At 43.0% G+C, this 19100-nt stretch carries 22 protein-coding genes, 1 tRNA gene and 1 pseudogene; 19 read left to right on the forward strand and 5 right to left on the reverse strand.

The window, feature by feature from the left end; translation table 11 throughout:
• Positions 1-114: 114 nt before the first annotated feature.
• On the reverse strand, positions 115-684 hold the full coding sequence (locus PCORN_RS13750; protein ID WP_036081792.1) for a TetR/AcrR family transcriptional regulator: 570 nt from the start codon (positions 682-684) through the stop codon (positions 115-117).
• Between the two features lie 168 nt (positions 685-852).
• On the opposite strand from PCORN_RS13750, the gene PCORN_RS13755 reads away from it, so the two are divergent.
• From PCORN_RS13755 to PCORN_RS13790, 9 genes and pseudogenes are all read left to right on the forward strand, one after another.
• Entirely contained in the window at positions 853-1614 is a 762-nt protein-coding gene (locus PCORN_RS13755) for an SDR family oxidoreductase (protein WP_036081730.1), read from the forward strand.
• A gap of 176 nt (positions 1615-1790) precedes the next feature.
• On the forward strand, positions 1791-2210 hold the full coding sequence (locus PCORN_RS13760) for a MarR family winged helix-turn-helix transcriptional regulator (RefSeq protein WP_420912042.1): 420 nt from the start codon (positions 1791-1793) through the stop codon (positions 2208-2210).
• Positions 2211-2218: 8 nt separating this feature from the next.
• Positions 2219-3943 (forward strand): ABC transporter ATP-binding protein, encoded by a 1725-nt coding sequence (locus tag PCORN_RS13765; RefSeq protein WP_036081734.1) that lies wholly within the window; start codon positions 2219-2221, stop codon positions 3941-3943.
• Entirely contained in the window at positions 3940-5781 is a 1842-nt protein-coding gene (locus tag PCORN_RS13770) for an ABC transporter ATP-binding protein (protein WP_036081736.1), read from the forward strand. Before PCORN_RS13765 ends, PCORN_RS13770 begins: the two co-directional genes overlap by 4 nt.
• 444 nt (positions 5782-6225) lie before the next feature.
• Positions 6226-6732 (forward strand): annotated as a pseudogene (locus tag PCORN_RS13775) (shikimate kinase); the annotation flags it as partial.
• Between the two features lie 195 nt (positions 6733-6927).
• On the forward strand, positions 6928-7053 hold the full coding sequence (locus tag PCORN_RS20910; protein WP_277620205.1) for a hypothetical protein: 126 nt from the start codon (positions 6928-6930) through the stop codon (positions 7051-7053).
• Complete coding sequence (locus PCORN_RS13780; RefSeq protein WP_149024368.1) at positions 7004-7609, forward strand: L,D-transpeptidase family protein; 606 nt, start codon at positions 7004-7006, stop codon at positions 7607-7609. Before PCORN_RS20910 ends, PCORN_RS13780 begins: the two co-directional genes overlap by 50 nt.
• 135 nt (positions 7610-7744) lie before the next feature.
• Positions 7745-9385: a M6 family metalloprotease domain-containing protein gene (locus PCORN_RS17540; protein ID WP_051999492.1), complete on the forward strand. Its 1641-nt coding sequence runs from the start codon at positions 7745-7747 to the stop codon at positions 9383-9385.
• Between the two features lie 100 nt (positions 9386-9485).
• Entirely contained in the window at positions 9486-10127 is a 642-nt protein-coding gene (locus PCORN_RS13790; RefSeq protein ID WP_051999493.1) for a MarR family winged helix-turn-helix transcriptional regulator, read from the forward strand.
• Positions 10128-10225: 98 nt separating this feature from the next.
• Here the strand turns inward: PCORN_RS13790 and PCORN_RS13795 are convergent, their stop codons facing one another.
• The 3 genes from PCORN_RS13795 to PCORN_RS13805 all read right to left on the reverse strand — a co-directional run bounded on the left by PCORN_RS13795 (position 10226) and on the right by PCORN_RS13805 (position 12185).
• Positions 10226-10603: a hypothetical protein gene (locus PCORN_RS13795; protein WP_036081737.1), complete on the reverse strand. Its 378-nt coding sequence runs from the start codon at positions 10601-10603 to the stop codon at positions 10226-10228.
• Positions 10604-10947: 344 nt separating this feature from the next.
• Positions 10948-11883, reverse strand: a complete 936-nt coding sequence (gene floA, locus PCORN_RS13800) for a flotillin-like protein FloA (RefSeq protein WP_036059155.1) — start codon at positions 11881-11883, stop codon at positions 10948-10950.
• Positions 11880-12185: an NfeD family protein gene (locus PCORN_RS13805; protein ID WP_036081740.1), complete on the reverse strand. Its 306-nt coding sequence runs from the start codon at positions 12183-12185 to the stop codon at positions 11880-11882. The genes floA and PCORN_RS13805 overlap by 4 nt, the downstream gene beginning before the upstream one ends.
• Before the next feature lie 169 nt (positions 12186-12354).
• On the opposite strand from PCORN_RS13805, the gene PCORN_RS13810 reads away from it, so the two are divergent.
• Positions 12355-12687 carry a MerR family transcriptional regulator gene (locus PCORN_RS13810; RefSeq protein WP_036081742.1) on the forward strand — a complete coding sequence of 111 codons (333 nt, stop codon included), beginning with the start codon at positions 12355-12357 and terminating at the stop codon, positions 12685-12687.
• A 3-nt stretch (positions 12688-12690) separates the two neighbouring features.
• On the forward strand, positions 12691-13149 hold the full coding sequence (locus tag PCORN_RS13815) for a hypothetical protein (protein ID WP_036081744.1): 459 nt from the start codon (positions 12691-12693) through the stop codon (positions 13147-13149).
• A gap of 232 nt (positions 13150-13381) precedes the next feature.
• Here PCORN_RS13815 and PCORN_RS13820 read toward each other — a convergent pair whose 3' ends face one another.
• Entirely contained in the window at positions 13382-14008 is a 627-nt protein-coding gene (locus tag PCORN_RS13820) for an FMN-dependent NADH-azoreductase (RefSeq protein WP_036081745.1), read from the reverse strand.
• Between the two features lie 173 nt (positions 14009-14181).
• Here PCORN_RS13820 and PCORN_RS13825 point away from each other — a divergent pair, with 173 nt between their 5' ends.
• From PCORN_RS13825 to PCORN_RS19450, 8 genes are all read left to right on the forward strand, one after another.
• On the forward strand, positions 14182-14730 hold the full coding sequence (locus tag PCORN_RS13825; protein WP_036081747.1) for a GNAT family N-acetyltransferase: 549 nt from the start codon (positions 14182-14184) through the stop codon (positions 14728-14730).
• Entirely contained in the window at positions 14720-15346 is a 627-nt protein-coding gene (locus PCORN_RS13830; RefSeq protein ID WP_036081750.1) for a GNAT family N-acetyltransferase, read from the forward strand. Before PCORN_RS13825 ends, PCORN_RS13830 begins: the two co-directional genes overlap by 11 nt.
• Before the next feature lie 111 nt (positions 15347-15457).
• Positions 15458-15547 (forward strand) — tRNA-Ser (locus tag PCORN_RS13835).
• A 260-nt stretch (positions 15548-15807) separates the two neighbouring features.
• Complete coding sequence (locus tag PCORN_RS13840) at positions 15808-16266, forward strand: hypothetical protein (protein WP_036081752.1); 459 nt, start codon at positions 15808-15810, stop codon at positions 16264-16266.
• Between the two features lie 2 nt (positions 16267-16268).
• On the forward strand, positions 16269-16898 hold the full coding sequence (locus PCORN_RS13845; RefSeq protein WP_036081754.1) for a hypothetical protein: 630 nt from the start codon (positions 16269-16271) through the stop codon (positions 16896-16898).
• 114 nt (positions 16899-17012) lie between these two features.
• On the forward strand, positions 17013-17327 hold the full coding sequence (locus PCORN_RS13850; protein ID WP_036081756.1) for a hypothetical protein: 315 nt from the start codon (positions 17013-17015) through the stop codon (positions 17325-17327).
• Between the two features lie 2 nt (positions 17328-17329).
• Positions 17330-17641: a hypothetical protein gene (locus tag PCORN_RS19080; RefSeq protein WP_036081758.1), complete on the forward strand. Its 312-nt coding sequence runs from the start codon at positions 17330-17332 to the stop codon at positions 17639-17641.
• Positions 17628-19097 (forward strand): T7SS effector LXG polymorphic toxin, encoded by a 1470-nt coding sequence (locus tag PCORN_RS19450; protein WP_051999494.1) that lies wholly within the window; start codon positions 17628-17630, stop codon positions 19095-19097. The genes PCORN_RS19080 and PCORN_RS19450 overlap by 14 nt, the downstream gene beginning before the upstream one ends.
• The last annotated feature ends 3 nt before the right edge of the window (positions 19098-19100 follow it).

Raw genomic sequence — 19100 nt, forward strand, 5'->3', positions numbered from 1 at the left:
TCCTTTTTGATTTTGTTTGGCTCGTACCTAACATTATATCAAAAATGGGGAGGTTCCTCTTTTTTGTTGCTTTAAATCTCTTGAGCCGCAAGGCTTAGGAGTTATGAAATTAGTTCAAGTAGTAAAGGAAGTATCAGAATGTACGATTTGGAGTAGTTGTTCGGACATATAAGCAGGTGTGTATTCAAAGTCGGATTGTGCCCAGTAAACAATTAATCCAAAAATGGCGTGCGCTTGATAACTTGCATGGAGTTCCGGATTGGCACTCGAATTTTTTAAAACGTTGGCAAAATCACGAAGGGCAATGCGTTTTATCGCGTCGCATAGTTGGTTTTGAAAACCTGGTCGGAATTTATCATCGATAGCTTGTTTGTAGAATAGTTTTTGTGTGTAGACATGATCGAAAATTTTGACCATTGCTGGTGTCATTTTTTCAACAGAGAAAGGCGTCATTTTTTCATAAGGCTCTCGATAGGCAACATCTAAATCAGCCAGTACGTCGGCGATGACTTCATCCAGCAAATCTTCTTTTTCTTGGTAGTGCTTGTAGAAGGTTCCGCGGTTGACGTCGGCGCTTGTGACGATATCGGTGACGGTGATTTTCTTGAACGGTTTTTCATCTAGAAGTGTTAGCAGAGCTTGGGCGAAAGCGAATTTCGTTTTTCTGATGCGGCGGTCAGTCATTTTGTCACGTCCTTTTTCTTCGTTAGTATACATATACCGCAAAAGTGTCGCCAAAGCAACAAAAACCGCTTTCATTACCTATTGAAGTTAAACGATAAAGGGCTATACTGAGTGTATGGGGTCGCATGGAAGGCTCTAGCACAATCTAAATTCGAGGAGGAATAAATCATGGGTAAATTAGCTGGAAAAGTAGCAGTAGTAACTGGTGCAGCATCAGGAATGGGACGTCAAATTGCTTTACTTTATGCAAAAGAGGGTGCGAAAGTAGTCGTTGCAGATATTCAATTAGAAGCTGCTGAGGAAACGGTGACGGAAATCAAAGCTATCAATGGGGAAGCTTTGGCGGTTGTTGCTAATGTAATGAAGGAAGACGACGTGCAGGCGATGATTGATAAAGCGGTCGAGTCTTATGGCACGCTCGATATACTCGTAAATAATGCGGGAATCATGGATAATTTTGTTCCAGCTGGGGAAATGACGGATGAGCTGTGGGATCGCGTTTTTGCGATTAATACAACAGGTGTGATGCGCGCTACGAGAAAAGCATTGTCGATTTTTGAACCGAAAGAAAGTGGTGTGATTGTGAATATTGCTTCAGCGGGCGGTTTATTTGGCTCACGTGCTGGTGCAGCTTACACAGCTTCGAAACATGCGGTTGTAGGCTTCACAAAAAATGTAGGCTTCCAATACGCAACGAAGAATATTCGTTGTAATGCGATTGCGCCAGGTGCGGTTGAGACGAATATCGGGACAACACTCAATGCGCCAGATCCATTTGGTCAAGCTCGGGCAACGATTGGTATGGGAACGAATCCACGTGTTGGTCAAGCTTCAGAAATAGCAAAAGTCGCGTTATTCTTAGCATCGGATGATTCTAGCTTTGTAAATGGTACAGTTGTGACGGCCGATGGTGGTTGGACGGCGTATTAATATATCGAACGAAGAGTGGCTCCTAGCTTCATTGCTGGGAGTTTTTTTTGTGATGGTTTATGCTTGACTTTCTATATAAGAGTAATATACTTAGTTAAGTAAACTAAATAAAAAGGGGATGCAAGAGAGTGTACAATTCGGAGGAAGATTTAGGCCAATCCGTTGTAAAAGCTTTTATGAACTTTAAGCGGGCTGAACTGCAAAATTTTAAGGTTGCTGGTTTAAAACGGTCCGAAACACGATTCTTGTTTATGTTACACCAAGGGTTACGACATGCAGATCATGAACAAGGCATGAAAGTATCGGATGCAACCGCGATTCTCAGGGTATCAAAACCGAGTGTGACGCAACAAATCAATGCGTTAGAGGAGAAGAAGCTAATCATCCGAAGCCAGGATCCAGTGGACAAACGAGCCGCATATATTCAGCTTACGGAACAGGGCAAGAAGGTAGTAGAAGAAATTATTTCAACTTTTCACAAGAATTTTGAGGATATGACCTTGTTTTTGGGTAAAGAAGAAATGGAGAGATTGATTTCACTACTGGATAAACTAACAGAGTATCTCAACAAAAAAGCTGAGAACGAGGAGGTATAAACAATATTATGATGAGATTAATGAAGCGAATGGGTGCCTATAAATGGGGCATCGTACTAGTTTTAGTACTAACATTTCTGCAAGTACTTGGTCAGTTGTATTTGCCGACATTGATGGCAAACATTATTGACAAAGGTGTTGCGAAGGGTGACACGGCCTACATATGGAAAGTCGGATTACAGATGTTAGGTATTTCTGCGCTTTCAGGAGGGCTTTCCGTTATTATCGTGTACTATGCATCCAAAATTTCGATGGGATTTGGACGCGATTTGCGGGATAATATTTTTGGTCGGGTAGAGAATTTTTCGTTGCAGGAATTTGACAAAGTGGGGACAGCATCTTTGATTACGCGCTCGACGAATGACGTGGTGCAAATTCAAAATGTGTTGTACATGATGTTACGAATGATGGTAATGGCGCCAATTATGTTGATTGGTGGTGTAATCATGGCAGTTGGTAAAGATGCCAAACTGTCGCTTATTTTTGTGGTCGTATTACCGATTTTACTCGTATTGGTCGTGCTTATCGGTGGAAAAGCGATGCCGATGTTTAAATCACTGCAAAAGAAAATGGACAAACTGAACCAGGTCATTCGCGAAGGTTTGACGGGGATTCGAGTGATTCGTGCGTTTAACCGCGGCGATGATGAGTTGAAGAAATTCGATGTTTCCAATGAGGATTATGCGAAAACGGCGGTTGGTGTGAATAGACTGCTTTCCTTGATGAGTCCGATGATGATGCTGATTATGAACTTGACGACTATCGCGATTATTTGGATTGGTGCGAAATTTGTCGGTGACGGCAGTATGCAAGTCGGGGATTTGATGGCATTTATTCAGTATGCGACGCAAATTATGATCGCGTTTATGATGGTTTCTGCGGTATTTATTATGATTCCCCGTGCGGCGGCTTCGGCAGAGCGTATCAATGAAGTGCTGGAAATGGACACGGAAATTCATGACCCACAAGATGCAAAAAACGCGATGGCTCCTGTTTCGTTGGAATTTGATAACGTTTCTTTCCGCTATGCAGGTGCTGAAAAACCAGTCATTGAGGGGATTTCCTTTAAGGCGAAAGCTGGCGAGACAATCGCGATTATTGGTAGTACGGGGGCTGGGAAGTCAACGATTATCAATATGATTCCGCGTTTTTATGATGTGGCGGAAGGGTCTGTTCGCGTGAATGGCCTTGATGTGAAAGAAATGACGCAGGAAGATTTGCGGATGAAGGTCGGTTTAGTTCCTCAAAAAGCGATGTTGTTTACTGGTGATATTGAGGAAAATATGCGCTATGGTAATGAAACAGCGACGGAGGAAGAGCTTTGGGCGGGATTACGAACGGCTCAAGCGGAAGATTTTGTTTCGAAATTGGAGGATGGCTTAAACAGTCGTGTCGAACAAGGCGGAAATAACTTCTCGGGTGGTCAAAAGCAACGTTTGGCGATTGCGCGTGCGTTGATTCGGAAACCGCAAATTTATATTTTCGATGATAGTTTTTCAGCGCTCGATTTTAAAACGGATTCGTTGTTGCGTGCGGCCTTAAAACCGGAAACGCGTGAGTCAATCACGATTATTGTGGCGCAACGGATTACGTCGGTTGTTGATTCGGACCAAATTATTGTGGTCAACGAAGGTAAAGTCGCTGGAATTGGGACACATGAAGAGTTGAAAGAATCGAACACGATTTACCAAGAAATTATGAGATCACAATTGTCAGAGGAGGAGATAGCATGAGTCCAGGACCAGGATCAGGTGGACATGGCGGCGGCCCAGGTGGCGGAAGAACCGTGATGCCAGCAGCCAAGCCTAAGGAATTTAAAAAGTCCTTATTTCGCCTATTAGGATATATGAAACCGCGTGCTATCTCACTCATTGTAGTGCTCTTACTCGCGATATTGTCGACAATTTTCAACGTTATCAGCCCGAAAGAACTTGGGAAGGCAACGACGGAAATATTCGCTGGTGTGATGACGCCGGCTGGAATTAATTATGATAAGATTTTTGATATATTGTTTATCGTATTGATGCTTTACTTAGGTAGCTCGCTCTTTAGCTTCCTACAACAATATGTGATGTCGAGTGTGGCGCAACGTACGGTGTATGATATGCGTAAGGAATTGAAGGCCAAACTGGGTCGTTTACCGCTACGCTATTTTGATACGCGTTCGAATGGTGATATTTTAAGTCGTTCTGTGAATGACATGGATAATATCGCGAATACGTTGCAACAGGCATTGACACAAGCGATTACGGCGGTTGTACAAATTGTTGGCGTTCTGATTATGATGCTTACGATTAGTTGGCAGATGACGCTCATTGTTGTCGCGACGGTTCCGCTTAGTGTGTTACTCGTAGCCATCGTTGCAAGCCGTTCGCAAAAGTATTTCGGCGCGCAACAGAAAAACCTGGGTGTGCTAAACGATCATGTGGAAGAGACATTTGGCGGACACACGGTTGTGAAGGCATTTGGACAAGAGAAGAAGACGCTTGGGAAATTCGATGTGGTGAATAACGATTACTACGTCGCTGCGAAAAAAGCGCAATTCATCTCGGGTATCATGATGCCGTTAATGCAATTTGTCGGTAATCTTGGTTACGTGGCGGTCTGTGTTGGTGGTGGTATTTTTGTAACGAATGGTACGCTAACAGTTGGTAATATCCAAGCGTTTACGCAATATGTGCAACTGTTCTCCCAACCGATTTCAAGTGTGGCGAATATCTCGAATGTCATTCAATCCACGATGGCTTCGGCAGAACGTATTTTTGAAGTGTTGGATGAAAAAGAAGAAGAGGATATTATCCCTGAAAATGTAGAACACCGTGCGGGAGAGTCGGATCGGATTGTTTTTGATCACGTGAAATTTGGTTATACGCCAGATAAACCGCTGATGCACGATTTGAATATTGATGTCAAAGAAGGCCAGATGGTGGCAATTGTTGGTCCGACTGGTGCTGGTAAAACTACAATTATCAACTTGCTGATGCGTTTTTACGATGTGGAAGGCGGCGGCATTCGTCTTGGCGGTGTTGATACGCGTGATATGACGAAAAACGATGTACGTGATAAATTCGGGATGGTACTTCAGGATACGTGGTTATTCAACGGTACAATTGCTGAAAATATCGCGTATGGTCGAGATGACGCGACGACGGAAGAAGTTATCGCGGCGGCAGAAGCGGCTTATGCGGATGAGTTTATCAGACGTTTGCCAGATGGTTATGACACGATTCTGAATGAAGAAGGCTCAAACATTTCGCAAGGGCAAAAACAATTATTGACGATTGCGCGCGCGATTCTTTCTGATCCGAGCATTTTGATTTTGGATGAGGCGACGTCGAGCGTGGATACGCGGACAGAACTTAACATCCAGCTAGCGATGGGGAATTTGATGGAAGGCCGGACGAGCTTTGTGATTGCGCATAGATTATCGACAATTCGTGATGCGGATCTGATTCTTGTTATGAATCACGGGAATGTGATTGAGCAGGGAACGCATAAAGAACTGCTTGCTGAAAATGGCTTCTATGCGGATCTTTATAATAGTCAATTCTCAAACGACCAAGCCGTCTAGGTCTCTCAGGCGGACGACAAACGCTCAGCTGCGTCGTTAAAGCTGTGCGCTCATGTACAAGTCGTACATTCCGCTCCGTTGCTCGGCTTTGCCTAGCATCTAAGCATTTGTCGTCCGCCTGAGGTGTAGCGGTGTTTTCGATGCTTGGCGTGAAGAGATTAGAGAGTAAGAATTTTTAGAATCAGGAAAAACCGCTTTACATGATATTTCACCGAACCTCAGCGTGCCGACACATGCTTAGTTTCTAGGCAAAAGCGAGTACCAGGGCGGAGCGTACTAGAGTACGTGAGCACTGGAACGGAGCTTTTAACGACGAAAATGAGCATGTGTCGGCACGCTGAAAGAAGTGCTATTGGCTTCGGCTGGTGGTGCTTTTTTGTGATATCATGGTGAGGAGATTACTTTCATGAGGAGGAAATAGTGGATGGTTAGAATTCATGTGATGGGGCGTCGGGAGCTGGGACTTCAACACTTGGTAGGGCGCTGGCTGATAGGCTTGGGCTGGCTTTTTTTGATACGGATGATTATTATTGGGAGGAAAAGTTTTCTGTCAAAAGGGAGATTGAGACGCGATTAGCGATGATGGAGCGGGATTTTGTGGCACGTGAGGATTGGGTGTTGTCGGGAGCTCTTTCTAATTGGGGAACGCCGCTGGAGCCGCTTTTTGATGTGGTTGTGTTTTTGGAGGTTCCGCGGGATGCGCGATTGGAGCGTTTGCTGATTCGGGAACGGGCGCGGTATGGTGAGGCGATTTTGCCTGGAGGAAGCAGATATCAGGAGCATTTAGAATTTGTTGCATGGGCATCAAGATATGAGGACGGGGATGTGGATGTGAGAAGCAAGAAATTGCATGAGACCTGGTTTCAAAGTCTTAAATGTCCTGTCTTGCGGGTTACAGGAGATATGACAGTGGAGGAGGAAGTGAAGCTGATTTTGGCAGAACTAACCTGAGATATTGCGGCACTGATTTTGCTACAGAAATGCTGACGGGAGGTGGATTTAAAGTAAAAGAATACGCTAGAAATGAAAAAAGGTTAGAGAAAGCATCACGTGTTGAGAATTGCTTTTCCTAGCCTATTTATGTAGGGAAATGTTTGAAAACTGGGAAATGTGGAACCTTATAAAGATAGTTAGGGGGATTTTGTTGTGAAAAAAATATTTTGGAGTTTGGCTGTTGTTTTTCTAGCGTTTGGGATTGTTTTTGCAGTTGGGGGCAAGGCGGATGCGGCGACGAATGATGCGCAGCGTTTTAAAAACAGTTGGGGCCAATAAGCAACTGATTTTGGTGACGACGCCAGGTTATAAGTCCAACAAGGCGACGATTCAGACGTTTGAGCGGGATAGCAAGGGTATTTGGCAGCGCAAGGCGTTGATGTACGGCTTTATCGGCCGGGATGGTTTTGCGACGACGATGCGGGAAACGGTCGTTCAAAGTCCGCGCGGGAAGTTCACGCTAGGCACGGCATTTGGTCGCTATGCTAATCCGGGGACGAAGATGCCTTACCGCAAAACGAGTACGCGCGATGTTTGGGTAGATGATGTGAAATCGAAGCTCTACAATTCGTGGCAAGTTCTGCCGGTCAACAATCGCTGGAAATCCGCGGAAAAATTGTATCAATCCGCGTATAATTATGCATTCGTGATTAACTATAATCCACTGAGAAAACCAGGCTGGGGCTCTGCAATCTTTTTCCACGTGTCAAGTAGCTACACGATGGGTTGCACGGGAACAAGCCAAGCGAATGTTGTCAAAATTCTGAAATGGCTTGATCCGAAGAAGAAACCGGTGATTATTCAATCGCCACGGACGGAATTGAGTCGATACTAAGCGTGGGAGCCTTCCAAATTCGGAAGGCTTTTTTGATTGCTCACCTATGCGCATCGTTTAACCTTTTTTAAATACGGGTATTAATTACCAATCAAGAAGCGGTGAATTTTGCCGAAATTAAAGGAGGAACAAATCATGCGGCCTATTCTAAAATGGATGGCGCTGATAGTCATGATGGTTCTATCGATATGTACCGCAACGATAGCACAAGCAAGTTCCGCAGATTCCTTACAGGCAGCAAATCAAAAAACGACCCCCGTTACGGTAAGTAAATATCCGAGCGCATCATCTCTACCAGCGCAGGCACCAACGACGGCGATTCCTAAAGTGAGCGCTATGCCAACGACGAACCGCGTACTAGTTATTTTAGTGAGTTTCAAAGACGTGGCAATCAAGCAGAGCGAAGCAAGTTGGAATCAGAAGGTTTTTAGCACGACGAGTAAATCGGTAAGACTTTATTATGCACAAGCGACGAATGCCAAAATAAATCTCGTTCCTGCAAGCGAAACATCGGGGACAGTAAATAATGGCGTGGTTCGTGTGAAACTGAACCGCAATCATCCTCGGACTGGCACGGCGATTGATACACGCAACCAATATATTGTTCGGGATGCGTTGATTGCAGCGAATGGCTTTGTTAATTTTGCGCAATACGATACAAATAGAAATGGTCGCATCGATGCTGGGGAACTCCATGTGATGACGATTATTGCTGGGCAGGAGCGAGCCTATACGAATACGACGCTCTCAGTTTGGGGACATATGTGGGGCATGAACGCGAATATGACGCCGAAATTGGATGGAAAAACGTTCTTCACGTACACACAGTTCGGCGAGATGCACGGCACGCATATGGCAACAATTGGCGTTATCGCGCATGAATTGGGTCATGATTTAGGCTTGTCGGATCTCTATAACACGAGTGGCTCAGGAAGCGGGCTTGGCACCTACAGTTTGATGGCAAAAGGCGCTTGGGGAATCCAGCCTGGCGATAGCTATCCAGGTCAAACACCGGTACTTTTAGACGCCTATTCCAAAGTCAAAATTGGTGCTGTGACACCGCGAGTCGTGAGCACGACAACATCTTCCGTCCAGACGGTTTACACAGGTACGACAATTTTGCGTGTGAATACGAGCTCACCAAAAGAATATTTTTTAATTGAGAATCGGCAATTTATCGGCTTTGATCGCTCGCTGATTGGAAAAGTGTACAAAGGCGGCATCGCGATTTATCATGTGAACACGAATTATGGTAGCAATCAAACAGTCGGCAAGCAACTCGTCACCTTAAAAGAGGCAAATCAAGGTATTGCCGGCTACTCTCAACTGAACGGCGGTAGCACAGCAATGTCTGACGCTTTCTACTATGTCGGCACGGGATCTCGAGGAAAAGCGCAACAAATCTATTTGACGAATCGCACAAATCCATCGAATCGTCTCAGCAACGGAGCCTATCCGAATTTTTCATTTAAAGTTAATTCGAAACCAGGAACCGCGATGTCTGTCACGATTGGCCCAGCTTATCCAGTGTCCGCAATCGCACTCAATCGCAGCGGGATCTATCTCAAAAAGAATGCTTTCTTCCAGATGAGCGCAACCATCACACCAGCCAATGCATCAAATAAAGGAATCGCTTGGACGACCTCAAATGCAAAAATAGCGACAGTAGATGCAAAAGGTAAGATAACCGGTAAAACAGTTGGTACAGCTACCATCACAGCTCGAACATTGGACGTCTCTAAAAAGGATACAGTGCTCATTAAAGTAACCAATTAAATCAGCTTGACAAAATAGAAAGGTGCCTTTATAATATAAAACAAAGGTACCTTTTTATTATGCTTTATGACGAAAAAACAAGCAAACGGAGGAATTACAAATGAGCGAAACAGAAAACAATTTGATGAAACAGTTTATCCAATTTAACCGGATGTTGCACCATTACCAAATCCATAATTTAAGAAGTGCAGGACCATTTGGCAACCCATACAGAGGTCAAGGCCGCGTTTTGTCTATTTTGAAAATGAAACCAGAGATTACGCAGAAAGAATTGGCGTATCTTCTTGATATGCGCAATCAATCATTGGGCGAGTTATTGGCGAAACTGGAAAAAAGCGAATACATTACACGTGAACCATCAGAAGCAGATCGTCGTGTGATGAATGTGAAGCTGACGGAGGCTGGCGCTGAGGCAGCAGAGCAAAGCAAGGACAACCAAACCGATTATAACAAGATTTTCGATGTATTGAATGATGAAGAAAAGGCTAATTTGCATGACTATATGCATCGTATCACAGATGAACTTGACAAAGAGTTGGGTGATATCGGCGGTGATGAAGCTTTTGAAGATCCACGGATGCAAGGTAGAGGCGGCTTCCCAGGTTTTGGCGGTGGCAGACCACACGGCGGCGGACATGGACATCGAGGTTATCACTGTGACCCCAGATTTTCACGTGGCGGATATCCGGATTTCGGCGCTATGCGTGATGTAGATCATTTCGGGCATGAGAAACACAGATAATAATGGATGGGACTCTTGATTTAGTTCAAGAGTTCTTTTTTAGGGCAAAAGAAAAACCAGTAAATGCGCTGCGAAACGCGACGTTTACTGGTCAGTCCTTATTTTTCCTGTCTTAGAGAAACAGGTTTATCTAGAATTTCTTTCATGATAATAGCTTCCTGCATTTTACCGCGAACCCGTTTTTTGGTAACGGTATGGTGATGGTGCATGCGCGTCACGTTTGTATCGGCATTCGTGATGGCATCTTTAATGACAGTGTCTTTGTATCCTGATTGTTGCGGTTTTTTAGTAGGTGTTTTTTTAGATTGGGAGTGATTTTGGGGACGTTGTTTCGGAACTTTTGGAAGGTTGGATTTCTCCTCGTCCTCCTTCTCGCTCTCAGCCTTCTTGAAATAGCTGATGAGGCCGAACAGAATCCCGATGATAACAACGGCGGTGCCAAACCAATCGCCAATATTTGCAAAAATACTATCCATTTTCGTTACACCTTCTTTCTGAGTTACAGCATTAATATGAGTGAAGAGAATATTCTATCCGCTAACCAGCGACAATGTGCACGAAACTTATTTGTCTTCTTTAGCAATAGCTTCCCTCATTGTTGAGGCTGTTCGAATAAAATGAGTTACAGCATCAATATGGATAGGAGCGAAGAGAGTATCCTATCCGCTAATAACGACAATGTGCACCAAACTTATTTGTCTTCTTTAGCAATAGCCTCGCGCATTGTTGAGGCTGTTCGAATAAAATGAGTTACAGCATCAATATGGATAGGAACGAAGAGAGTATCCTATCCGCTAACCAACGACGATGCTTACCAAACTTATTTATCTTCTTTAGCAATAGCCTCGCGCATTGTCGTATCCGCTTGAACATTATCCATCCGGTAAATATCCATTGCGCCAAGGTTTCCTTTTTCAAGCGCTTTTGCAAGGGCTCTTGGAACTTCGGCTTCGGCAGCAACTACGACTGCGCGGTTTTCTTGTTCTAGTGCAATCGCTTCTGCTTTACGTTTTGATGCTGCGGCTTGCGCAACTTCCATATCTGCGTTGGCTTTTTCGATGTCTAGTTTGGCTTTGATGTTATCGCCAATACGCATTTCGGCGATATCAATGGATAGAATCGTGTAGGCTGTGCCATCGCCCAGACCTTGTTCTTGTACTTTTTTCGAGATGCTGTTTGGGTTTTCGAGTACATCGGTATGCTCGCGCGTTTCACCGACTGTGGAGACTACGGCTTCACCGACACGGGCGATAACGGTATCTTCACCGGCACCACCGACGATACGGTCAATATTGGATTGCACGGTAATTTGTGTGATAACTTTTACTTCGACACCATTTTGAGCAACACCAGTAAATTCAGGTGTGCGGATAACTTTTGGTGTAACAGAAGTTTGAACGGCTTCTAAAACGTCACGTCCTGCAAGGTCAATCGCTGCGGCACGGCTGAAATCAAGTTGAATGTTGGCACGGTGCGCGGCAATCAAAGCATCGACCGTTTTATCCACATCACCACCAGCTAAGTAATGGCTTTCCAGTTGGTTTACTTCTAGGTCAAGTCCAGCTTTTACGGCTTTAATCAGTGGTTTGACAACGCGGGAAGGCGTTACGCGACGTAAACGCATGCCGACAAGTGTTCCCAACCCTACGCGAACTTGCGCGGAAATGGCGCTGATCCATAGGCCTACTGGTACTAGTGTGAAAAATATAATCAAAACTACAAGTACTAAAACTGCGATAATAATTGGTCCAATCATGAATTATCTTCCTCTCTTTTTAGGTCTTCATTTACTAAAACATAGCCAATATCAATGCCAACAACGACGATAGGGGTTCCTATGTCTAAATAGCCGTCTTTTAGCCTAGCGTCGTACCATTCGCCATCAATGATAACTCTACCAATTGGTTTCAAAGTTGTTCCGGCTTTTCCATGCTTGTCCATCACTTTATCTCGTAGCGCTTTCATTCGTTCAATCTCGCTGTCCGCTAGAAAGCCGCGATGTACAAGTCCCCAAGATTCGCCGTATACAAGGTCGTCTTCTGTATATTCTCGCGACATTATGTCTCACCATCCTTACAATAATATTAGGCTCTCTTCTAGTATAACCTATTTTACGTTAGGTGTGGTAGGTAATGTGGAAATAGTATGAAATTTTTTTCACGAAAGTTCGTTATTGACACGGTGGTGCGCTACATGGTTTATACTGGGGGATGAGGAGGGGGAAAACATGTATCGAATTGGGGAATTTGCAGAAATGACTGGACTTACGAAAGAAACTTTGCGATATTATGCGCAGATAGAGTTGCTAACGCCTGTATTTGTAGAACCTCGAAATAAGTATAGTTACTATGATAATAACTCGTTTTTGGTGGCGAGATTGCTCGTTTATTTACGCCGATTCGATTTTTCGATTCAGGAAATGTTGATGGTGGTGCATGATCGGTCACTGGATGAGTTGGAGGAAATTTTGAAGGAGAAAAAGGTGGCTTTGCGTCAGCAGATTGTGGATACGGAAGCGATTATTAGCGAAATTGACGGATTTTTGGAAATGGAGGAATGACAGATGGTGACGTGGCATGAAGAAATGGAGATTAAGGCGAATATTGAAGTGATCTGGAATTTATTTGCGCTTGAAAATATGCAACGAGTGATGCCTCAAGTAGTGGAAAATGAAGTGATTGAGATGAAGGAAGGTATTGTGGGCTCGACGTATCGGCAGAAATATCAGGAAGGTAAGCGGGTGGAGACGTATATTGTCGAGGATTTGGAGCACGAGAATACGCCGGAACGCAAACATAATACGAGTGGGTTTGTGTTGGCAAAGGCTTTCAAAATCGAAACGTCTATCACGCTTGAAAAAATCGATGAGAACACGACACGTTTTATTTATTACGGCTCGAATCAAGGGGTTAATTTTTTAGGGAAAACATTGATGAAGCTCGGTGGATCTAAGAATAATGATAAAGTTGTGGGTGATTTTATGAAACGTGTGGAGTCGGAGGCTTTGAAGGATATATCATAAAAAAATGAGTCTTGGACATGACCCAAATAAATCGGCGACAAGCGTTCGCATTCAGGGGATTTGGTGGACTTCCGGTTCTCACATACACAAGTATGCTCCGCTTCCGGCTTCCACCAAATCCCCTGAATACAAACGCTTTCGCTCGATTTGTGTAAAGCATTATTATCGTCTTACCCAAATAAAAGGAAAAGCGATTTTATCTTGTTGGAGTTTTGTCCTAGTCTGATTTAAATTAAAACTTAGTTGCTAATTCGCCAGCTTCTTTAACACCTGCTGCGATTAAATCTTGCGCTTGGTCTGGTGCTGCATTGTGACCTTCTACAACAACGGTTTGTGGATTCGTGATACCGAAGTGAGTCAAGATATTTTTCACGTAGTTAAGGGACATTTCCCAGTTTGCCATTGGACCGTCTGAGTATACGCCGCCACGTGCGTTTAGTAATACGACTTCTTTGTCTGTTACGAGACCAACTGGACCTTGTGCTGTGTATTTGAATGTTTTGCCAGCTTGGTTTAAGTAGAAGAGGTACGTTAGGAATTGTGCTGGGATGCTGAAGTTCCACAATGGGAATGCCATCACAACTTTGTCTGCTGCTAAAAATTGTTCTAGGTAGCTGTTGGCAACTTTTGCTAGGCGAGCTTCGTCTTCTGTTAATGTTTCACCTGTGGATTCTTTGAAAAGGCCACTCATCATAGTTGCGTCATAATAAGGAAGATCTGCTTGGAACAAATCAAGTTCTGTGATTGTGTCGCCTGCATTGCTTGCTTTATAGTTTTTCAAGAATTCTTCGTATAATTTCACACTTACGGAACGTTCCGCTGGTAAACCGTTTGCTTTGATAAATAATACATTAGCCATTTTATAAATTCCTCCAATATGTTTTGATTACTTTTACAGTGTATAATATTGTACGCCACACTTCAAGTAATATGCTTACAAAAAATTAGCTTGTTGTAAAAAGTAAGTGAAAACGTTTTCGTGAACAATTAGACGCATTTTGTGCTAAAATAAAGGAGAATGGGGGTGTCGGCATGGAATTGAGGGAAATTAAGGATTCTGAGATTGAAAAAGTGAAGGAATTGCGCGATTATGCGTTTCGAGTACCTGCATCTGGCGGGGAAGCTGATTTTAATTATTGGGTAGAAAATGCACGGCGTCTGGGGTTGTTTTATGGCGAGCATTTACTAGCACAGGTTTTGACATATCCGCTCAGTGTTTCGATTTTGGGCGAACGTTTTTCGATGGGTGGCATTGCCTATGTAGCGAGTTTTCCGGAGTATCGGAATGCTGGCTTGATTCGCCAACTGATGGAGGAATCGCTTGTGAAGATGCGTGAGGCTGGGCAACTGGTTTCTTATTTGAGTCCCTTCTCAATACCGTTTTATCGGAAATTCGGGTATGAGGTTTTTACGGAAAAAGTGGCGTTGGAAATCCCAAGCCATGCGTTGCCCAACATGGGGGATGTGCCGGGGCGCGTGATGCGGTTTTCGAGTGAAGATGGGACTGGTATTTCGGTCGTTCGCGAATTGTATAACCGCTTTGCGTTGACGAAAAAAAAGTGGCATGTTGATGCGAGATGATGCGTGGTGGCTGCGACTGGCGCGACGCGGATACACGAAGGAAATCGCGGTGTATTGCGATATGAATGGGATTGCGACGGGATACATGTTATATGGTCTAGACCACGAAGTTTTGAAAATTCACGAAATGATTGCGCTAGATTACGAGGCTGAAAAAGGCTTGTGGCGCTTTGTTGGGACGCATGGCATGATGGTGGACCGGGTTGTTGCAAAAAATGTAGGCTCTTTACGTGATGTCGCACTTGCTTTCCCATCGCCAGACTTTGAAAAACGTGAAATCCTAGACTTTATGGTGCGGATTGTGGATGTGGAGCCGTTTCTTGAGAAGTACCGATTTGATCGCTCTGACACAACCCTGTATCTCCAAGTGGAGGACGAGACGGCACCTTGGAATGAGGGACTTTTTGAAATACGGGGTAGCTTTGTGAAGCGCGTAGAGAAGACAGAGGGCGGAATTTTGACGATTTCGATTCAAGGGTTAAGCCAAATGTTGATGGGATTTGTGCGACCGTATGACCTCGTTTATTACGGAAAAGCAACGGCAAGTGACATAACTATCGCAGCCTGGGAAAAAGTTATACCACACGTGCGTAGCGATTTTTATGATGGGTTTTAAAGAAGTGGAGAAAACACTGGATTTTTATCGAAAAATGCATTAGAATAAAACTTGTGATTGTTCAGGGTGCGACATTTGATGCACCATTCATTGGACGAGCATCTGCATGTTGGGGAAATACCCAAGTCCGGCTGAAGGGGACAGACTCGAAATCTGTTAGGCGGTTCCGGCCGCGCCGGGGTTCGAATCCCCGTTTCTCCGTTTTTAGGAAATGAAAAAGCACCATAAATCGCTGATAGTAAGCGATTTATGGTGCTTTTTTGTCCTGCAGAAAAAGTAGTGAAAGATTATATTGAGTAATACAGTAAAAACATGTATAATTAAACAAAAAAAAGGGTGATAACTATGCTTAATGATTTTTTTTAGTAATCCATTGGTCCAAAGAGTGCTTACCGACATATTGCTAATATCAATCGTAGGATTTATTTTTAACAGGAAGCTAGAGAAATATAAATCTGAGAATGCAAAAAAAACTTCAAATTGATAATTTCTTTAGACAAATTAGTGGAGTTAAGATTGAAGAAACTTTTGATCATTGGTCTAATTTATTAATGAATACGGAGGAATTCAGCAAAAGTACGACGGTGGAGGCTATGAATGATATGCTAAAGAAGATTGTAATGTATGGGTCCGAAGAAACTGTAAAGATTGCTTCATTATTTCAGCAGTATAATTATAAATACAATTCAGCAGAAAAAAATGAAGATTCAGAACGAGTTGAGGCAAGGACTATGTTTACACTGCTTTTTTTAGCTGCGGAGACAATTTGTTCTTTAAAAAATGATTTCACAGGTCATAAAATTAATGTAATGGACTTAATGAGGATGAAATTAAACGATACATATAAAAAAGAGGTATACGATGAACTTGTTATGGCGGAGAAAGCTGCTCGAAGTATAATACGAAATGGGGTTCATTAATTATGGAACTCTATAAAATTCTTATTTCTTTAATAGCCTTACTCATCGCTTTTTTAGCAGGGTTCTTTTCTGACTACTGGCAAAGAATGGCTAGCACAAAGAATGCTAGAGCTATATTGTTGAAGACAATATCTTATTTAGTACTACACTATAAGTTTTTGCAACATAAAGCAACCACAAAAGCCTCAATTGAAAATGTAACACTGACTATGAATTCTATAAAAAAGGCTATATCTATTCTAGATGAAATTGATATTAACAAGCTGAATAAGGAGTTTTTCTTCACATATCATATGATTAGAACGACTATTAACGATATGCTTTTTATTACTGAGGATGAGTTAGCAAAAGCCATAAAACAGAATAAATTAGCTGGGAAGAAATATGAACATTATAAAGTGGTTGAACAACAGTTATTTGTAATTCCTAAATCTAATTCAGGATTTATTGGGTGTACAAGAGAAATATGGGGCACTCTAGAAGAGATGTATAATCGTTTGGGCTATGCAAAAACGTATAAGCCTGATGAGTTTTATAATGGTATTGGTATGAAAGTAGAGGAAGTAGTTGAGAAAATAAGCGAGTATTCATTTGACAAAAAAATATATGTGATCTTGTCTATTAGTGTGTAACAAAAAAGTAGAAGAGCATACTGACTTATAGAAATAGATATATGCATACTTAGAGTATAATTATAAAATACGGTATAGTTAATAAGAAATAACAATGGAAAGGGGTGGATAAGCATGGCGAAAAAGATACAATTGCCGAGCGGTCGAATAGCGGAACATGCGAATGCGATTCAAGCGACGACAAATACGTTAAAGTTACAACCAAAGCCAAGTGTATCCTATTCGACAGGTAGCGCGCGACAATTGGTAGAAGGTGCGATGGAATTTGCGCAAATGACAGCATCCACTCCCGCTGCGTTTCAAAAAGATACAGTGAATTTGAAAAATGTGGAGAAAGTATTTGTTGCCTCAGAAAAAGCGCTGGGCGATATGCTACACAAAGGAATTGAATGGGAGGGAAGTAAAAAAATAGATAAGGGGGATACATAGCAATGCAACCAAGACAACGGGAAGAAGACGCTTGGAAAGAACAAATCAAGAAGGAGCGGCAGTTTGAAGAGTTGGAGCAATTGTTTTCGAAAGCGAAACGGGCACAAGAAAATGTGCTACATACTTTTCAGGATGCGTGGCAGGGGAACCGTTCACGACAGCGATTAGGACTGGTCGAGGAAACCATGACAGAAGAATGGCAGAGACGGAAAAAACAGATGTATGCCGTGGATGATGCGATACAGGAATCGCGTCGAGCGCACCAACGAGCCAAATTTGCATCGAAGGAGGCTGATGCGCATGCCACGGATTGAGATTGGGGAAGTACGCTATTTTGTGGAACAGTTTCTAAGAGAAAGTAAACGATTACGGGATGCCATGCGGGATTACCGGAAAGTCATCGCGAAATTATTGGCGGATGATGAGATCCAAGGTGAGTTTGTCGATAGCGCGAAAAGCTATTATGAAACGGTGCACTATCCCATCGTAGACACGACCATTGAATGCTTGAGTGAAGCAGATCGGATTTTGAAAAAGTATGTGCAGGACTTTGAAACGCAGGTGGATGATGCGTTTGACTCGCGATTGGATTCGGATAAATTGGATGCGCTGTATGCCGAAATCAGGCGGTCGGAGAATTTATTGGATGATTTCACGCATGCGATGGATTCGATGACGGGGAACTTGAACCTCGGACAACAGATAGGCATGAAGCTGGGGCTGGAAACGTCGATGATGCAAATCAAAGAAGAAATCAAGATTTTAGAACGGTATCTGGATTTTGAACATACTCATACGAATGTGATGCACAACGTTTTATCGCGGATGTATCAAGTCAAGACTGGCGTGAATGAAATCATGGCAGGAAAAGCATTCAATGCCACAACACACACCTATGATTCCAGCAAAATGCAACTGGGTTGGCTGAATCACCTAGTACCAGAGAAGAAACCAAAGAAAACGTATAATTTCGATGACTATACGAAGACGTTAGAAGGTAGCTATTGGGTCTTAAGCAAAAATGGCGTGACAGACCAAGAATCCGCAAGAGCAACAATTGCCTACAATGATGGCTTAAAAGATGGTACAATTAAGCGCGAAGTCGAAGACGCGGATATCGATTTTGAAACAGAATACATGCTAGCTGCAATGGAAGGCTACAATCTACTCACAGGAGAACCAATCACCAAGGCGCAAAGCTTTTCTATCATATCGGCAGTACTGCTCGGCGCTGTCGCAATGAAAGGCAGAGGTATTAAAGTTCCGAAGAGCAGTTTCAGCAAGATACAAAGTGACTTGAAAATCAAAGCAACCAAAGATTTAGAAATGAAAAACATTAGTAAGAAAATCATGGCGACGAAGCCAATGAACTCCCCAGTACCAGAGAAATGGATTAAAAAAGGCGGCAGTATTTCTATCGATAGTAAAGGCACATGGAGTTATACCAACAAGAACGGTCAGACGGTGAGATACCCAGACGGTTATCCTGATTTTACGGATTATAGTCACCCGAGTATCAAGCCTGTTCAAATAAAAGTAATGAGTCCTAAAAATCCACAAGCTGATTTTAAAGCAGCTAATGAATTGGCAGGACTAAACAAAGATTCAAATCCACCTGTGCCAACTCTTTCCAGAGCTCCAGAAGGGTATACTTGGCATCATCATGAAGACGGTACAACAATGATTCTTGTTGATTTTGATGTTCATCAACAATTTAAACATATAGGTGGTCAATCGACTATAAATGGGAAAAATCAATGGAAAAAGTAATGA

Origin of the sequence: Listeria cornellensis FSL F6-0969 (assembly GCF_000525855.1) — a bacterium.
GTDB classification, from domain to species: domain Bacteria; phylum Bacillota; class Bacilli; order Lactobacillales; family Listeriaceae; genus Listeria_A; species Listeria_A cornellensis.

Bases quoted from the DNA above. Each gene is read 5' to 3' on its own strand.
- PCORN_RS13750 (WP_036081792.1), bottom strand. From the start codon at position 684: ATGACTGACCGCCGCATCAGAAAAACGAAATTCGCTTTCGCCCAAGCT.
- PCORN_RS13755 (WP_036081730.1), top strand. From the start codon at position 853: ATGGGTAAATTAGCTGGAAAAGTAGCAGTAGTAACTGGTGCAGCATCA.
- PCORN_RS13760 (WP_420912042.1), top strand. From the start codon at position 1,791: ATGAACTTTAAGCGGGCTGAACTGCAAAATTTTAAGGTTGCTGGTTTA.
- PCORN_RS13765 (WP_036081734.1), top strand. From the start codon at position 2,219: ATGATGAGATTAATGAAGCGAATGGGTGCCTATAAATGGGGCATCGTA.
- PCORN_RS13770 (WP_036081736.1), top strand. From the start codon at position 3,940: ATGAGTCCAGGACCAGGATCAGGTGGACATGGCGGCGGCCCAGGTGGC.
- PCORN_RS13780 (WP_149024368.1), top strand. From the start codon at position 7,004: ATGCGGCGACGAATGATGCGCAGCGTTTTAAAAACAGTTGGGGCCAAT.
- PCORN_RS17540 (WP_051999492.1), top strand. From the start codon at position 7,745: ATGCGGCCTATTCTAAAATGGATGGCGCTGATAGTCATGATGGTTCTA.
- PCORN_RS13790 (WP_051999493.1), top strand. From the start codon at position 9,486: ATGAGCGAAACAGAAAACAATTTGATGAAACAGTTTATCCAATTTAAC.
- PCORN_RS13795 (WP_036081737.1), bottom strand. From the start codon at position 10,603: ATGGATAGTATTTTTGCAAATATTGGCGATTGGTTTGGCACCGCCGTT.
- floA (WP_036059155.1), bottom strand. From the start codon at position 11,883: ATGATTGGACCAATTATTATCGCAGTTTTAGTACTTGTAGTTTTGATT.
- PCORN_RS13805 (WP_036081740.1), bottom strand. From the start codon at position 12,185: ATGTCGCGAGAATATACAGAAGACGACCTTGTATACGGCGAATCTTGG.
- PCORN_RS13810 (WP_036081742.1), top strand. From the start codon at position 12,355: ATGTATCGAATTGGGGAATTTGCAGAAATGACTGGACTTACGAAAGAA.
- PCORN_RS13815 (WP_036081744.1), top strand. From the start codon at position 12,691: ATGGTGACGTGGCATGAAGAAATGGAGATTAAGGCGAATATTGAAGTG.
- PCORN_RS13820 (WP_036081745.1), bottom strand. From the start codon at position 14,008: ATGGCTAATGTATTATTTATCAAAGCAAACGGTTTACCAGCGGAACGT.
- PCORN_RS13825 (WP_036081747.1), top strand. From the start codon at position 14,182: ATGGAATTGAGGGAAATTAAGGATTCTGAGATTGAAAAAGTGAAGGAA.
- PCORN_RS13830 (WP_036081750.1), top strand. From the start codon at position 14,720: ATGCGAGATGATGCGTGGTGGCTGCGACTGGCGCGACGCGGATACACG.
- PCORN_RS13840 (WP_036081752.1), top strand. From the start codon at position 15,808: ATGCAAAAAAAACTTCAAATTGATAATTTCTTTAGACAAATTAGTGGA.
- PCORN_RS13845 (WP_036081754.1), top strand. From the start codon at position 16,269: ATGGAACTCTATAAAATTCTTATTTCTTTAATAGCCTTACTCATCGCT.
- PCORN_RS13850 (WP_036081756.1), top strand. From the start codon at position 17,013: ATGGCGAAAAAGATACAATTGCCGAGCGGTCGAATAGCGGAACATGCG.
- PCORN_RS19080 (WP_036081758.1), top strand. From the start codon at position 17,330: ATGCAACCAAGACAACGGGAAGAAGACGCTTGGAAAGAACAAATCAAG.
- PCORN_RS19450 (WP_051999494.1), top strand. From the start codon at position 17,628: ATGCCACGGATTGAGATTGGGGAAGTACGCTATTTTGTGGAACAGTTT.